This is a genomic window from Curtobacterium caseinilyticum, from assembly GCF_030363035.1.
In the GTDB taxonomy this organism is placed as follows: domain Bacteria; phylum Actinomycetota; class Actinomycetes; order Actinomycetales; family Microbacteriaceae; genus Curtobacterium; species Curtobacterium caseinilyticum.
This window is the reverse complement of sequence record NZ_JAUCMN010000001.1, coordinates 50815-65221: the sequence shown is the minus strand read 5'-3', so window position 1 is coordinate 65221 and position 14407 is coordinate 50815. Positions and strand designations below refer to the sequence as shown.

Here is a 14407-nt window from a genome sequence, read left to right as displayed (position 1 = left end):
GGACGGACCCGGCCGTCGCGTCCGACATGATGGTCCCGTGACGACTGCCGCCCAGCCGCCCGCCCGGGGCCTCGCGCCCCTCTACCTCGCCGGCTTCACCACCGCGTTCGGGGCCCACGGGGTCGGGAGCGTGCTCGGTGCGGAGACCGACGAGCTCGGTCTGACGCTCGTCGGGCTCGGCCTCGTGCTCGCCCTGTACGACCTGGCCGAGGTCGTGCTCAAGCCGCTGTTCGGCGCCCTGAGCGACCGGATCGGCGCGAAGCCCGTCATCGTCGGCGGCCTGGTCGGTTTCGCCGTGGCATCGCTCCTCGCCCTCGTCCAGCCCACCGCCCTCGTCCTCGCGCTCGCCCGGCTCGGGCAGGGCGCCGCAGCGTCGGCGTTCTCGCCCGCGTCCTCGGCGGCCGTCGCGCGCCTCGCGGGTCGGGAGCGCCTCGGCCGGTACTTCGGCCGCTACGGCGCGTGGAAGAGCATCGGGTACGTGCTCGGGCCGGTGCTCGGGATCCTGCTCGTGCAGGGTGTCAGCCTGCAGGCGCTGTACGTCGTCCTGGCGGTCCTCGCCGCCGTCGCGGCGCTGTGGGTCGCCGTGTCGATGCCCGCCCTCCCCGTGCAGCCCCGACGTCGGACCACCGTGGTCGACCTGGTCCGTCAGACCACGGATCCCGCGTTCCTCGTCCCCACGGCGCTGCTCGCGACGACGACCGGCGTGCTCGGCGTCGCCGTCGGCTTCCTGCCGCTGCTCGCCGTCCGACTCGAGCTGCCCGCGGTGGTCGGAGCCGTCGCCATCGGCGCGATCGCGGTGGTCTCGTCGGCACTGCAACCCCTCGCCGGGCGACTCCGCGACTCGGGGCGGCTCGGGACACGCGGGGGCAGCGCGTCGGGGCTGCTGGTCGCCGCGGCCGGCCTCGCCCTGCTCGCAGCTGCTCCCGGGCCGGTGACGCTGTTCGTCGCAGCCCTCGCGGTCGGGGTCATGCTCGGCACGGTGACCCCGCTCGCTTTCGCGCACCTGGCCGCATCGACACCGGACGAGCGCATGGGCCGCACGATGGGCAACGCCGAGCTCGGACGCGAGGTCGGCGACGCCGGCGGGCCCCTGCTGGTCGGCGCCGTCGCGACGGCGTGGACGCTCCCCGGTGCGATCGCGGTGCTCGCCGCCGCGACGGTGGCCGCGGCCGCCGTGAGCTGGCGGGCGCTCCGGCCGGGAGCCGTCCCACCGCACGGACGCCGCTGACCACCACGGTTCCGTTCGCGCGGCGCCGAGCCTGCACTCCAGCACCACCGGCGGCCCTCTTCCTGAAGCTCCACACAGGTCCCCGATCCCGCTCGCAGCGGGTCCTTCTGCTGCTCCCCGCTGCTCGGAAGCTCCCGGTGGGGGTACTGGCGCTCGGATTCCCCCCGTTCGAGGGGCACGAAGAAGGTACGGTTCCGCGGCGCGAGGCCCCGCAGGAGGGACGCGCACAGGGATCACGACAGGGAACGCACACACACACATGAAGACCGACACACCGAACACCAGCGGCCGCAGGAACCGTCGCATCGCGACCGGCGTCGCGTTCGCAGCGGCCGGAGCGCTCGTCATCGGCATGAGCCAGCACGCTGCCCCCTCGGAAGCGGCGACGGACACCGGCACCGCGATGCCGCAGGGCGACCTGTACTCGAACGGTCGCACGTGGAAGCAGTCGTACGCCGAGGACTTCACCCGGGACGCCCGGCTCGGCAGCGTCCTCGACGAGTACCCGGAGATGGGGGCCTACTCCGGCTACTCGGACACGAGCGGGCGCGGCTGGTACGACCCGGACCGCGTGCTCAGCGTCGAGGACGGCAACCTCGACTTCTGGCTGCACTCGGAGGACGGGCAGCCGCTCGTCGCCACCGTGCTGCCGGACGGCTACGCACCGCACGACACCGGCCGTGTCTCCATCCGGTACAAGACCACGGACACGCCGGGCTACAAGTTCGTCGGCATGCTCTGGCCGGTCGACGACGACTGGAACAAGGGCGAGATCGACTGGCCCGAGGGTGACCTCGGCAGCACGGTGCGCCCGGCGTCGGCCATCCCCGGCACGTGGACGGAGAACGGCATGCGCTTCGACTCCAGCGTGCAGCGGCACACGGACTCGGAGCAGAGCGACGGCTACCACGTCGCGACGACCGAGTGGGACCACGGCGTGGTCCGCTTCTACTGGGACGACACGCTGGTGTCGGTGACGCACTCCGCGGTGCCGAACGACCCGATGCGGGTGACACTGCAGGCCGAGACGTCCATCCTGAACGACGTGCCGTGGTGGGCCGACGGCCACGTCGACATCGACTGGATCTCGATCTGGGACTGACCGGGTCACGACGGGACCGGTGACCGACGGGAGGCGCGGTGCCAGCTGGCACCGCGCCTCCCGTCCGTCCGTGGGTGCGTCCGGTCGGTGCGTGCGGTCGGCCCGCCGCTCAGGCGCGGGTGAGCGCGTCGTCGACGACGCGCGAGACCCGCTCGGGGTCCTCGAGCTGCATGTCGTGGTGGACGCCCGGCAACCGCTGGACGGTCCAGCCGGTCGCGGCGAGCCGGTCCGCGACCGGGTCGGGCAGCACCGCAGCGGAGTCGTCGCACAGCACCACGGTCGACGGCACCACCGCGGGCTCCGTGTACGCGAGCGTGACGCCGTCACGAGTACGGAGGGTCGAGGCGGTCGTGCCGGCCATCAGAACGCCTTCCCGGGGTTGAGCGTGCCCTTCGGGTCGAGCGCGTCCTTCACGGCACGGTGCATCGCCACGACCCGCTCGCCGAGCTCCTCGCGCAGCCCGGGCAGCTTGAGCAGTCCGACGCCGTGCTCCCCCGTCACCGTGCCGCCGAGGGCCAGGCTGTCGGCGACGATCTGGTCGAACGCGGTCTTCGCGCGGGTCTTCGCGGCGTGGTCGTCCTCGGGCGCGATGATCAGCGGGTGCAGGTTGCCGTCGCCCGCGTGCGCGATGTTCGCGATGGTGACGTCGTTCGCCGCCGCGGTCGCCTGGATCCGGCGGAGCATCTCCGGGACGGCACCCCGCGGGACGCAGACGTCCTCGGTGAGCACGGGGCCGAGCCGCTCGAGCGCCGGGTAGGCGAGTCGCCGCGCGGTGAAGAGCCGGTCGATGTCGGCGGGGTCGGTCGCCCGTTCGACGTCCGTGCCCCCTGCCGCGGCGAACAGGGCCTCGACCTGGTCGGCGAGGGCGTCCCCGGCCGCTCCCGGTTCGTCGATGCGGGCGAGGAGCAGGGTGTCGACGTCGGACGGCAGGCCCAGGTGTTGCCACTCGTCGACGGCGCGCAGGCAGGTCCGGTCCACGATCTCCAGCGCCGCGGGGAGGATCCCCGCGCGCGACACCGCGGCGACCGCGTCACCGGCTGCGACGAGCGACGGGAAGTAGCCGATCACCGCTCGTTCGTCGCGGCCGGCGAGCGGGAGCAGCTTCACGGTGACGCTCGTGACGACCCCGAGCGTCCCCTCGGACCCGACCATCAGTCCGACGAGGTCGTAGCCGGCGACGCCCTTCGCCGTCCGGCGGCCGAGTTCCACGACCGAGCCGTCGGCCAGGACGACGGTGAGGCCGAGCACGTAGTCGCGGGTCACCCCGTACTTCACGCAGCAGATGCCGCCCGCGTTCGTGGCGACGTTCCCGCCGATGGTCGAGATCGCCGAGCTGGCCGGGTCGGGCGGGTACCAGAGGCCGTGCTGCGCGACCGTGGAGCGGAGGACGTCGTTGACCACCCCGGGCTGCACGACGGCGTACCGCTCGTCGACGTCGACCTCGAGCACGGCGTCCATCTCGGCGAGGGAGAGCACGATCGACCCCGCCACGGCGTTGGCACCGCCGGAGAGTCCCGTGCCGGCCCCGCGCGGGACGACCCGGACGCCCGTGGCGTCGGCCCACCGCAGCGTCGCCGCGACGTCCTCGGTGCTGCCGGCGGTCACCACCGCGAGCGGGACCTCGTACGGTGCCCACTCGGCGTCGTCGTGACTGTGCCGGGCGCGGATCTCCGAGTCGCGGTGCACCCGCTCCGCGCCGACGGCGGCCTCGAGGGCGGACAGGTCCACGTCGCTGGCGATCGTCATCGTCCGAGGCTACCGCCGAGCGGATCGGTCGCCGCCGGGCGCGAGGAGGCCGCGCCGAGGAGGTCGGACGGCCCCGCCCTGTCCGGGAGGGACGGAGCGGGGCTCGGTGTCGTGGCGGACGACCAGCGCTGACGGCCACGGCGGGGGCTTCCCCTGGTACCGCTCACGCGGTGGCCAGGAGGAGCCTCCGGGTCATCAGCGCTTCAGGTTCGTCAGTTCCTGCAGGACCTCGTCCGACGTGGTGATGATGCGCGCGTTCGCCTGGAACCCGCGCTGCGCGACGATCAGGTTCGTGAACTCCTGCGACAGGTCGACGTTCGACATCTCGAGCGTGCCCGACGCGAGCGAGCCGACGCCGGCGGAACCGGGCACGCCGACCGAGGCGTTGCCGGAGTTCGCGGTCGCACGGTAGCCCGAGGCGCCGGTCTTCTCGAGGCCGGCCGGGTTGGCGAAGGTGGCGAGGGCGATGCGACCGATCGCGAGCGACGACCCGTTCGAGAACGACCCGACGAGCGTGCCGTCCTTCGAGATGGAGTAGCCCTGCAGTGCGCCGGCCTCGTGCCCGTTCTGCGACGAGATCGACGCGGTGTTCAGCGTCGCGAAGCCCGACAGCTGCGTCATGTCGACGGCGATGCCGCCCACCTGCAGGGTCCGCCCGCTGGTGATCTTGCCGTCGGCACCGAAGGTGATCGTGCCGGTGGCCGAGGTGCCCTGCCCGTTCGAGGCGGAGACGGACCAGCCGCCCGCGGTGCGGGTGTAGCCGAGCGACAGGGTGTGCTTGGTGCCGTACTGGTCGTAGACCGTGGCGTCGCGGTTGAGCGTCTCACCGACGGCGGTGTCGGACGGCAGGTTGCCGCTGACCGTGGCGGAGCTCGTCGCCGTCGCCGGAGCGGCCGCGTCGACCGGCAGCATGATGTCGCTGAGGCCGCCGCCGTCGTTGACCACGCCGTTCGTCGCCGAGTAGCCCTGCACGATCTTGCCGTCCGCGGTGACCAGACGGCCGTTCGCGTCGAAGTCGAACGCACCGGCACGGGAGTAGACGGTGTCGTTGCCGAGGCGGGTGACGAAGAAGCCGTCGCCGGAGATCATCAGGTCGGTGGCCTTGCCGGTGGCCTGCGCGGAACCCTGGGCGAAGTTCGTCGAGACGCCGGCGACCTGCACGCCGAGGCCGATCTGCGCCGGGTTCGTGCCGCCGATGCCGGTCTGCGGTCCCCCGGCACCCTGGGTCATCTGCGACAGGGTGTCCTGGAAGACGGTGGTCGACGACTTGAAGCCGACGGTGTTGACGTTGGCGATGTTGTTGCCGGTGACGTCGAGCATCTGCTGGTGCGAACGGAGACCGGAGATGCCGGAGTAGAGCGAGCGGAGCATGGTGCGACCTTTCGTGGAAGGAAGACGAGGAGGAGTGGGAAGGTGCGGGGTCAGGCGGACTTGATACCGGAGATCACGTCGAGGTCGACCTCCTTCCCGTTCACGGTCACGGTGGGCACGCTCCCGGCGTACGACACGGCGGTGGCCGTCCCGGAGACCGCGGTCCCGGTGGCGGCGTCGGTGTAGCTGACCTGCTTCCCGACGAGGTTCGCGGCGGCCATCCGCATCTGCAGCGAGAAGTTCTCGTTGGCCGTCGTGGTCTGGTTGCTGACCTGCTCCATCATCGCGAGCTGCGTCTGCTGGCTGATCATCTGGTTGGTGTCCATCGGGGACGACGGGTCCTGGTTCCGGAGCTGCGTGACGAGCAGCTTCATGAACACCTCGGAGTCCATCGTCTGGGACTTCTTCGACGCCGCGTTCTGGGCGATCGCGGCGGCCTGGGTCGCCCGGTCCACCGATCCGGTGATGCCGTCGAGGGGCACGGTGTTTCCTCCTTGGGGTCCGCGTCAGGCGAGGACGTCGAGTCCGACGGAGCGGACGGTGGTCGGGCGGGTGGCGACCGGTGTGGTCGGGGTGGGGCGGGCCTCCTGGCCGGGCCCCGGGCGGGACACCGACGGGGTCGCACGGTCGTCGCGGCCGGGCTGCGCCCCCGGGTGGTTCTGCGACGACAGGTCGAGCGTCGTGCTGACGCCGCCGGCGGCGGCGTCGCGCCGCAGGTCCGGCAGGACCTGGCGGACCGCGTCGCGTCCCGCGTCCGACGCCGCGAACAGCTCGACGTGCATGCCGTGTGCGGTGACGTGGGCGCGGACCGTGACGGGCCCGAGGGCGTCGGGGGTCACCTGCACGGTCACGACGTGCTCGCCGGGGGCCGCCTGGGCGAGCGTGAACAGCGGGCGAGCGAGCTGCTGGGTGAGGGGTGCCGGAGCGTTCGCCGTGGCCGAGCCCGACGGCGCGGCCGGCGCGGTCGTCGTGGCGGTGGGGACGACGACGGGCGTCTCGCCACCGCGCGGTGCGGTGACGGCCGGGAGGCCCGGATCACCCTGGCCAGCAGGCCCCCGGTCCGTCCCGCGGCCGGTGTCGCCCCCCGTGGCCGGGTCGGCGCCCACCACCGGTGCGGCGGTCGACGTGCCGGTGCTCGCAGCCGGTGACGCGTCGGTCCCGCTGCTGCCCGCGCCTGCGGCGTGCCCGCCGCCGGGGAGCGGAGCCGTGGTCGTCGCCGCGGCGGGCGACACCCCGGGGGCGCCCGTCGTCGGGCTGCTCGTGGTGGCGGACGCCGGGTCTCCGGTGGGAGCCGGGACGCTCGTCGGCGGGACGGTGCTCGCCGCGGCGGCAGCGCTGCTCGTCGGAGCGGTGCCGGTCAGCGCCGGCGTGGCCGGGGCCGCGGACGGTGCCGTGGTCGGGGCCGTGGTCGGCACGGTCGCTGCGGTGCTCGATGCCGGGACCGTGCCCGCGCTGACCGTCGCCGCCGCGTCCGTGGTGCCCGTCGCCGCCCCGCTCGTCACGGTGAGCGCGGCTGCCCCGAGCGTGGTGGGTGCGCCAGGGACCACGACGGACGTGGCGCTCGTCGGGAGCGCCGACGAGCCCTCGGCCGCCGGACTGGTCGACGCCCCTGCCGTCGTGGGGAGCGTCGACACGGGGACCACGCCGAGCAGGGCGGGGTCGACGAGCGTCGCGACGGCCCCGGGCGTCGGAGCTGCCGACTGCGCGCCCGTCGAGGCGTCGGACGTCGTGGACCCGGGCGGCGTCGATCCAGCCGTCGTCGACCCGGCCGTCGCGTCGGTCGCCGTCGTCGTGCCCGGTGTGGTGCTCGCCGCGCCGGCGTGCTGGCCGGTGCCGGAGGAGCGCCCCCCGGCACCGGTCACGGCGGCGAGGGCCGCACCGAACGGCGCCGCCGTCGCTGCGGCAGCGGTCCGTGCCGGGGTGGTCGTCGCTGCGGGTGGAGCAGCCGTCGCGGTCACGGTGCTCATGCCGCGCTCCCCGACCGCATCATCGACAGCAGCGCCGCCGTCTGCAGGTCCGTCGCGGACTGCGCCGAGGCGGCGGACGACACCGCCCGGGTCGCCGCCGGCGCTGCGGCCTCGCTCGGCACGATGCGGCGGATGGTCGCGATGTCCGAGTCCTTGTACCAGTTGTCGACGATCCGGACGTCCTTGCCGGGGCGCGGCGCGTGCAGGACCTTGCCGTCGCCGACGTAGATGACGATGTGCTGCTCGCCCTTCGGGATGATCAGGTCGCCGGGCTTCGCGTCCTTGAGCGACCCGACCGGCACGCCCATGTCGGCCTGGTCGGGCACGACGCGCGGCATCGTGACGCCGAGGTCCTTGAACACGGTCTGCACGAGCCCGGAGCAGTCCATGCCGGACCGGCTCTCGCCGCCGAACACGTACGGCACGCCGAGGTACTGCTTCGCGTCGGCGACGACGTCGGAGCCGGTGGCACCGCTGCCGGTCGCCAGGGTGCCGCGGCCAGCGTCGACCGAGGTCGCGGGGGCTGCGGCGCTGGTTCCCGTGGGGGCGGTACCGGCGGCGGTGCCGGCGGTCGACGACGTCCCGGTGCCGGTCGCGGTCGCGAGCGCGTCGGCGAAGGCGCCGGTCGATGCCTCGCTCGTCGCGGCGGACCCGCTGGTGGCGGCGGTCGGCGTGCCGCGCAGGGCGTCGATCTGGGTGCGGATCTCGGAGATCCGCGAGAGCACGGCGTCCACGCTCATCGGGCACCACCTTCCGTGCGGCGTCGTGCCGCGATCTCGTCGAGGGCGTTCTGTTCGGTCCGTAGGTCCTCGGCGGCCTGCTCGCGGTCGTGCTGGTCCTCGAGCTTCTCGAGACCGAGGGCGGCTCGCCGTGCGGCGTTGTAGGTGGCCTGGGCCTCGTCGGCATCGGCGCGGTGGGACCGCGCGACGGCGTCGAGTTCCTCGAGCATCCCGCGGGTCGACGCCCGGGCCGCGGCCAGCGCGCTGAGCGTCGCGGCGTCGGTGACCGGCTGGGTGTCCTCGCGGTCGGCCAGGCTGCGTCGTGCGGCGATCCGGGCGTCGGCGGCGTCACGGACACGGTCGTTCGCGGCGGCGAGGGCCGCGGCGGCCCGGTCCTGCTCGGCGTGCCGCAGGCGCAGCAGTCCGGCGAGGGGGAAGCGTCGGGCCATCAGGAGACCCCCAGTCGTGCGACGAGGGCGTCCAGCGCACGCCAGGACGTCGCGGCGTCGGCGCGCTCGTCCATGCCCTGCCGGAGGAACGCGTCGATGGCGTCCTGGTGGTCCACCGCAGCGTCCACCAGCGGGTTCGACCCACGCTGGTACGCGCCGACGTCGAGCAGGTCCTGCGCGTTCCGTCGCGCGGCCATCACCTTGCGGAGCGCGGTCGCCGCAGCGCGCTGCCACGGCTCGGTCACCTTCGACGCGACGCGGGACACCGAGCCGAGGGCGTCGACGGACGGGAAGTGCCCGGTCACGGCGAGCTTCCGGTCGAGCACCACGTGGCCGTCGAGGATGCTCCGCGCGCTGTCCGCGATCGGCTCGTTGTGGTCGTCGCCGTCGACGAGCACCGTGTAGAGCCCGGTGATGCTGCCGACCCGGTCGGTGCCGGCGCGCTCCAGCAGACCGGCGAGCACCGAGAACGTCGACGGCGGGTAGCCGCGGGTCGCGGGCGGCTCCCCCACGGAGAGCCCGATCTCGCGCTGCGCCATGGCGACGCGCGTGAGCGAGTCCATCATGAGCACGACGTCCTGTCCGGCGTCGCGGAAGGACTCGGCGATCCGGGTCGCCACGAAGGCGGCGCGCAGCCGCATGAGCGCGGGCTCGTCCGAGGTCGACACGACGACGATCGACCGCGCGAGTCCTGCAGGCCCGAGGTCGTCCTCGAGGAACTCCCGGACCTCGCGGCCGCGCTCCCCGACGAGCGCGATCACGTTCACCGCCGCGTCGCTCCCGCGGGCGATCATCGACAGCAGCGACGACTTGCCGACTCCGGAGCCCGCGAACAAACCCATGCGCTGCCCGCGGCCGACCGCGGTGAGGGTGTCGAGCACACGGACGCCGAGTTGCATCGGCGCGTCGATGCGGGTGCGGGCCATCGCGTTCGGTGTCGGGTGGTCGAGCGGGACCCAGCCGTCCGTGTCGAGCGGGCCGCGGTCGTCGATCGGCCGTCCGAGCCCGTCGAGCACCCGACCGAACAGTCCGGCACCGGTCGGCACGAGCACGGGTCGGCCGGTCGGGCGGACCGGGGTGCCGGCGGTGACGGCGACGAGCCGACCGAGCGGCATGCACCGGATGCCGGTGGGATCGGTCGCGACGACCTCGGCCGCGGTCTGCGACCCGTCCTCGGTGCCGACGGTGACGACGTCGCCGATGCGCGCGTCGAGACCGGCGACCGTCAGGCCGAGGCCGACCGCGCTCGTCACCACGCCGACGCGCTGCGGCGCGGCCTGGGCGACGGCGTCGTCGAGGCCGCGGGGGCGGAGCAGCGTCGCGGTCACCGGTCGCCTCCCAGCGCACGGCGGGCACGGTCGAGCGCGGCACCGAGCCGCGCGTCGAGCAGGCCGTCGGGCAGGTCGACGACGGCATCGCCGTCGCGGAGCGACGGGTCGGCGAGCACGGGGACCGCGAGGTCGAGGTCGGCGACGCGGGCAGCGTCGGCGGGGCTGACCCGGACGGCCAGTGCGACCGCCACGTCCACCGAGGCGATCGCGCGCCGGACGGTGGCCTCCGCGCCCGGAGTGGGGCGTGCCTCCCGTCCGTCCTCGGCGACCGCGTCCGACCTGCTGGTCCGGACCGTGTGGCCGACGACCGCCTCGGCGAGGTCGAGGGACGCCTGCACGAGCGACTCCTCGGCGTCCTGCAACACCGGGACCACCTGGGAGAGCAGGGCGTTCGTCGCAGCGTCGAGGACCTGGATGCGCCGCACCGTGTCCGCCCGCAGGGCGGCGAGCCGGGCGGTGTGCTCGGCCTCGAGCCGGGCACGGAGCACGTCCGTCTCGCCCTGCGCGGCGCGGAGGCCGGCGGCGTAGCCGGCCGCGTGCCCGCGCACGTCCGCCGCGGCGGCGAGGTCGCGCGTGGTGGCGCTGCCGAGCACGGGGAACGCGATGCGCTGGACGACGGGGTCAGTCAACGAGCTCGTCCTCCTCGGTGCGGTGGACGGTGATCGTGCCGAGGGCCTCGAGCTCGCGGACGGAACGGACGACCTCGGCGCGCGCTTCCTCGACCTGCGAGACCCGGACCGGGCCCATCGCCTGCAGCTCGTCGTCGAGGACCTCGCGGTTGCGCTCGGACACGTTCGCGCGGATGGTCTCGACGACCGGCGTCGGCGCACCCTTCATGGCGGTCGCGAGGAGCTTCGAGTCGATGCCGCGCAGCACCTGCTGGATGTCGCGGGACTCGAGCTTGACGATGTCCTCGAACGTGAGCATGCGCGAGCGGATGTCCTCGGCGAGCTCCGGGTCGCGTGCCTCGAGCCCGTCGAGCACGGCCTTCTCGGTGGCGACGTCGGAGCGGTTGATGATCTCGACCAGGGGTGCGATCCCGCCGACGACCTCGACGCTCTCACGCGGGGACACCACGGCGCCGGCGCGCTGGCGGAGCACCCCGGCGACGATGCCGACCGCTTCGGGAGTCGCCGTGCCCATGGTCGCGAACGCCTGCGCGACGTCGGTGCGGGTGCGGTCGTCGACGCCCGCGAGCACGGCGCTCGCCTGCCCGGGCTTCAGGTGCGCGAGCACGAGCGCGATGGTCTGCGGCAGCTCCCCCTCGAGCAGGCTGACGACCTGGCCGGGCTCGGCGTCGTCGAGGAACTCGAACGACTGCCCGGCCAGGTTCGACGCGAGCCGGTCCATCACGCCCGCGGCGCGCTCCGACCCGAACGACGCCTCGAGCAGCCCGAGCGCGGCGTCCTTGCCGCCACGCTTCTGCACCCGGCCGCGCTGGGTGATGCGGTGGAACTCGCTCATCGTGCGGTCGACGACCGAGTCGTCGACCCGGCGCATCCGGACGATCTCGGCGGAGATCTCCTCGGCCTCCATCTCGGTGAACTGCTTCATGACCTCGGCGGCGCGGTCGGTCTCCATCTGCATGAGGATGAGCGCGACCTTCTGCGCGCCGGTCAGGGCGCGTTCGGTGGAGCCGCCGCCGTTGCCGGCGGGGACCGGGACGAGGGCGCTCACACCGGTGACCGGTCGTCGAGGAGTCCGCGGAGCAGGTCGGCGGTGCGCTTCGGGTCACGCTCGGCCAATGCGGAGATCTCCTGGCGGCGACGCTCGGCGCTGATCTCGTCCGTGGTGAGGATCTCGGTCGGGGCGTCGTCGTGCGGCAGCGTCGGGAGCGCGACCGTCTGCGCGTCGGCGCCCGGGATCGCGAGCGGGTCCTCGACGCCGAGCGGCAGCTCGAACGTCTCCCCGGCGAAGGCGTCGAGCTCCCCGACGTCCACGGCCTCCCGCGACTGCCGACGGCCTCGGCGGGCCAGCACGATCGCCAGCACGACCGCGGCGGCGAGGACCGCGACGACGATGCCGGCGGTGCGGATGGTCGACCACATCGCCTGCTGCTGGTCGGCCTGCTGCTGCTCCTCGAGCGCCTTCGCCGCGTCCTTGGCGGCGGAGTCGTCGAAGTCCATCATCGCGACGCGCACCTGGTCGCCGCGCGCGTTGTCGGCGCCGGCCGCCGCGGACACGAGGTCGTTGATGCTCTGCAGGTTGGCGTTCTGCACCGAGGTGGCGCGGGAGTTCAGCGCGACCGAGATCGTCTGCCGCTCGACGCCGCCGGCGGGGATCTGCGTGGTCTCGGTGGTCTTGTCGACGGCGTTGTTCTTCGTCGCGGACTCGTTCTTGTAGCCGTCGTCGGCGTTCGTGCCCGTGCCGCCCGTCGTGCCGTTCGCGGCCGTGCCGTTCGGGACCGCGATGTTGTCGGGCCCGAGGACACCGGTCGCTCCCGCGCCCGCGCCGGACCCGGAACCGTACTCCTCCGTCGAGCTCGACTCGTTGAGGGCGACCGGACCGCTCGTCGGCTGCGCGAAGCTCTCCGACGTGCGGGTGCCCGACTGCTGGTTCATCGTCGCGGAGACGACGACGCTCGCGTTGCCCGGGCCGAGCGTGGTGTCGAGCAGGTCCTGGATCTTCTTGCGCGTGGTGGCGTCGTAGTCGTCCGCCTGGTCTGCGCCGCTGCCGGTCGCACCGGTGCCGACGGCGGACAGGGTCTGCCCCTTCTGGTCGACGACGGAGACGTCGGTGGGCTGCATGCCCTCGACCGCGGCGCTCGTCAGGTGCACGATCGACTGCACCTGGTCGGTGGTGAGCTGGGCGCCGTTCTCGGTCGCGACGAACACCGACGCGGTCGGGTCCTTCTCCTCGGACACGAACACGGTCTTCTCGGGGATCGCGAGCTGCACGGTCGCGGTCTTCACGCCGTCCATCGACGAGATCGTCTTCGCGAGCTCCCCCTCGATCGCGCGCTTGTACGTGACGTCCTGCTGGAACTCGGAGCTCGTCACACCCATCTTGTCGAGCAGCGAGTACCCGCCCTCGTTCGACGACGGCAGGTTGTTCGACGCTGCCTTGAGTCGCTCCGAGTACACCTTGTCCTGCGGCACGAGGATCGTCGCGCCGCCGTCGGTCAGCTGGTACGGCACACCGTCGGTCTGGAGCTGGTCGGTGATGGAGCTCGCGTCGGCCGCGGCCAGCCCGGTGAACAGCGGCGCGTAGGACGCCTTGCCGAGGAAGCTCGCCAGGGCGATCCCACCGAGCACGAGGGCAGCGATGCCGATGACGGCGATGGTGCGCTGTGCGGCCGAGAAGCCCTTCACGTAGGCGGCCAGGCGCGCGAACGTGTTCTTCATCGCGGCGGGCATCAGGCCTGCATCCGCATGATCTCGTTGAACGCGTCCACGCCCTTGTTGCGGACGGCGGCGACGAGCTCGAGCGTCACCTGGGCACGGGTCGACGCGATGGTGGCGTCGTGGATGTCGTCGAGGTTACCGGTGACGGCCTTGAGCGCCAGGGTCTTCGAGGTGCTCTGCAGCTGCTGGAGCCCGTCGACCGCGTTGCCGAGGCTCGCGGCGAAGCCATCGCCGCCGGTGGTCGGCTGGACCGCGCCGGCACCCGCGGCACCGCCGAGCGCCCCGGCACCGCTCGCGGCGTCCGTGGCACCGGCGAACGCACGGGTCATCGCGTTGGTGGTCACACCGTTCAGTGCGTCGATGGGCATCAGTTCTTCCCGATCTGCAGTGCCGCCTCGTAGGCGGTCTTGGCGCGGTCGACCACGGCGGCGTTCGCCTGGTAGCCGCGCTGGGCCATGATGAGGTCCGCCATCTGCGTGCCGAGGTCGATGTCCGGCATGCGGACGTAGCCCTCGGCGTTCGCGAGCGGGTTGTCCGGGTCGTAGGTCACGCGGCCGGCGGCGCTGCCGAACGCTGCACCCTTGACGTAGGCGCCGGAGGTGCCGGCACCCTCCTGCACCTCGACGTACCGGGCCTGGAACGCGGAGTCGTCCATCGACCGGACCGTGTTGACGTTGGCGATGTTGTCGGAGATCGCGTCGAGCCACTTCCGGTGCACGGTCATGCCGGTGCTCGCGATGCCGATCGCGTCGAAGGTCGTCACGAGTTCGTCCGCATCGCGGCGCGCAGGGCCGTCGCCTCGCCGCCTACCGCCTGGGTCGCGAACTGGTAGCGCAGGACCGTGTCGACGTTCGACAGGGTCTCCTGGTCCAGGTTCACGTTGTTGCCGATGGTGTTCGTCGGCTCGAGGCTCCGTGCGGTGGTCGCCGCGGCGTGGCCGTCGCCGTGCACGATGGAGTCCGCGAGGGCGTCCTCGAACCGGACCTTCTCGGCGTGGTAGTTCGGCGTGTTGATGTTCGCGATGTTGTTCGCGATGGTGCGCTGTCGCAGCGACAGCCCGTCGAGCGCGCTCTGCAGCGCGACGCTCGTCACGGAATCGAACACGGGACCGGTCCCCTCGGTGCGCGACGTCGTCTGACGTCGCCGGGTG

The 14407-nt window shown here is 73.2% G+C and carries 16 protein-coding genes; 2 read left to right on the top strand and 14 right to left on the bottom strand.

Going from position 1 to position 14407, the window contains the following annotated elements; translation table 11 throughout:
* Positions 1–37 precede the first annotated feature (37 nt).
* Together QUG93_RS00295 and QUG93_RS00290 are read left to right on the top strand one after the other, a co-directional pair.
* Positions 38–1228 (top strand): MFS transporter, encoded by a 1191-nt coding sequence (locus QUG93_RS00295; RefSeq protein WP_289471642.1) that lies wholly within the window; start codon positions 38–40, stop codon positions 1226–1228.
* Between the two features lie 259 nt (positions 1229–1487).
* On the top strand, positions 1488–2330 hold the full coding sequence (locus tag QUG93_RS00290; protein ID WP_289471641.1) for a glycoside hydrolase family 16 protein: 843 nt from the start codon (positions 1488–1490) through the stop codon (positions 2328–2330).
* 109 nt (positions 2331–2439) lie between these two features.
* On the opposite strand, the gene QUG93_RS00285 is transcribed toward QUG93_RS00290, so the two are convergent.
* From QUG93_RS00285 to QUG93_RS00220, 14 genes are all read right to left on the bottom strand, one after another.
* Entirely contained in the window at positions 2440–2691 is a 252-nt protein-coding gene (locus QUG93_RS00285; protein WP_289471640.1) for an alpha/beta fold hydrolase, read from the bottom strand.
* Positions 2691–4076, bottom strand: a complete 1386-nt coding sequence (locus tag QUG93_RS00280) for an FAD-binding oxidoreductase (protein WP_289471639.1) — start codon at positions 4074–4076, stop codon at positions 2691–2693. The genes QUG93_RS00285 and QUG93_RS00280 overlap by 1 nt, the downstream gene beginning before the upstream one ends.
* Before the next feature lie 195 nt (positions 4077–4271).
* On the bottom strand, positions 4272–5447 hold the full coding sequence (locus QUG93_RS00275; protein ID WP_289471638.1) for a flagellar hook protein FlgE: 1176 nt from the start codon (positions 5445–5447) through the stop codon (positions 4272–4274).
* 50 nt (positions 5448–5497) lie between these two features.
* A complete protein-coding gene (locus QUG93_RS00270; RefSeq protein ID WP_289471637.1) occupies positions 5498–5929 on the bottom strand; it encodes a flagellar hook assembly protein FlgD in 432 nt (143 codons plus the stop codon).
* Between the two features lie 24 nt (positions 5930–5953).
* A complete protein-coding gene (locus QUG93_RS00265; protein ID WP_289471636.1) occupies positions 5954–7414 on the bottom strand; it encodes a flagellar hook-length control protein FliK in 1461 nt (486 codons plus the stop codon).
* On the bottom strand, positions 7411–8154 hold the full coding sequence (locus QUG93_RS00260) for a C40 family peptidase (RefSeq protein WP_289471635.1): 744 nt from the start codon (positions 8152–8154) through the stop codon (positions 7411–7413). Before QUG93_RS00260 ends, QUG93_RS00265 begins: the two co-directional genes overlap by 4 nt.
* Positions 8151–8582, bottom strand: a complete 432-nt coding sequence (locus tag QUG93_RS00255; RefSeq protein WP_289471634.1) for a flagellar FliJ family protein — start codon at positions 8580–8582, stop codon at positions 8151–8153. Before QUG93_RS00255 ends, QUG93_RS00260 begins: the two co-directional genes overlap by 4 nt.
* A complete protein-coding gene (locus tag QUG93_RS00250) occupies positions 8582–9910 on the bottom strand; it encodes a FliI/YscN family ATPase (RefSeq protein ID WP_289471633.1) in 1329 nt (442 codons plus the stop codon). Before QUG93_RS00250 ends, QUG93_RS00255 begins: the two co-directional genes overlap by 1 nt.
* Entirely contained in the window at positions 9907–10542 is a 636-nt protein-coding gene (locus tag QUG93_RS00245; protein WP_289471632.1) for a FliH/SctL family protein, read from the bottom strand. Before QUG93_RS00245 ends, QUG93_RS00250 begins: the two co-directional genes overlap by 4 nt.
* Complete coding sequence (gene fliG / locus QUG93_RS00240) at positions 10535–11590, bottom strand: flagellar motor switch protein FliG (RefSeq protein ID WP_289471631.1); 1056 nt, start codon at positions 11588–11590, stop codon at positions 10535–10537. The genes QUG93_RS00245 and fliG overlap by 8 nt, the downstream gene beginning before the upstream one ends.
* Entirely contained in the window at positions 11587–13269 is a 1683-nt protein-coding gene (gene fliF / locus QUG93_RS00235; RefSeq protein ID WP_289471630.1) for a flagellar basal-body MS-ring/collar protein FliF, read from the bottom strand. Before fliF ends, fliG begins: the two co-directional genes overlap by 4 nt.
* Positions 13269–13586, bottom strand: coding sequence for a flagellar hook-basal body complex protein FliE (gene fliE, locus QUG93_RS00230; protein WP_491700594.1), 318 nt, complete (start codon positions 13584–13586; stop codon positions 13269–13271). Before fliE ends, fliF begins: the two co-directional genes overlap by 1 nt.
* Positions 13587–13624: 38 nt before the next feature.
* Complete coding sequence (locus QUG93_RS00225; RefSeq protein ID WP_224442989.1) at positions 13625–14020, bottom strand: flagellar basal body rod protein FlgC; 396 nt, start codon at positions 14018–14020, stop codon at positions 13625–13627.
* Positions 14017–14361, bottom strand: coding sequence for a flagellar basal body rod protein FlgB (locus QUG93_RS00220; RefSeq protein WP_289471628.1), 345 nt, complete (start codon positions 14359–14361; stop codon positions 14017–14019). The genes QUG93_RS00225 and QUG93_RS00220 overlap by 4 nt, the downstream gene beginning before the upstream one ends.
* Positions 14362–14407 lie beyond the last annotated feature (46 nt).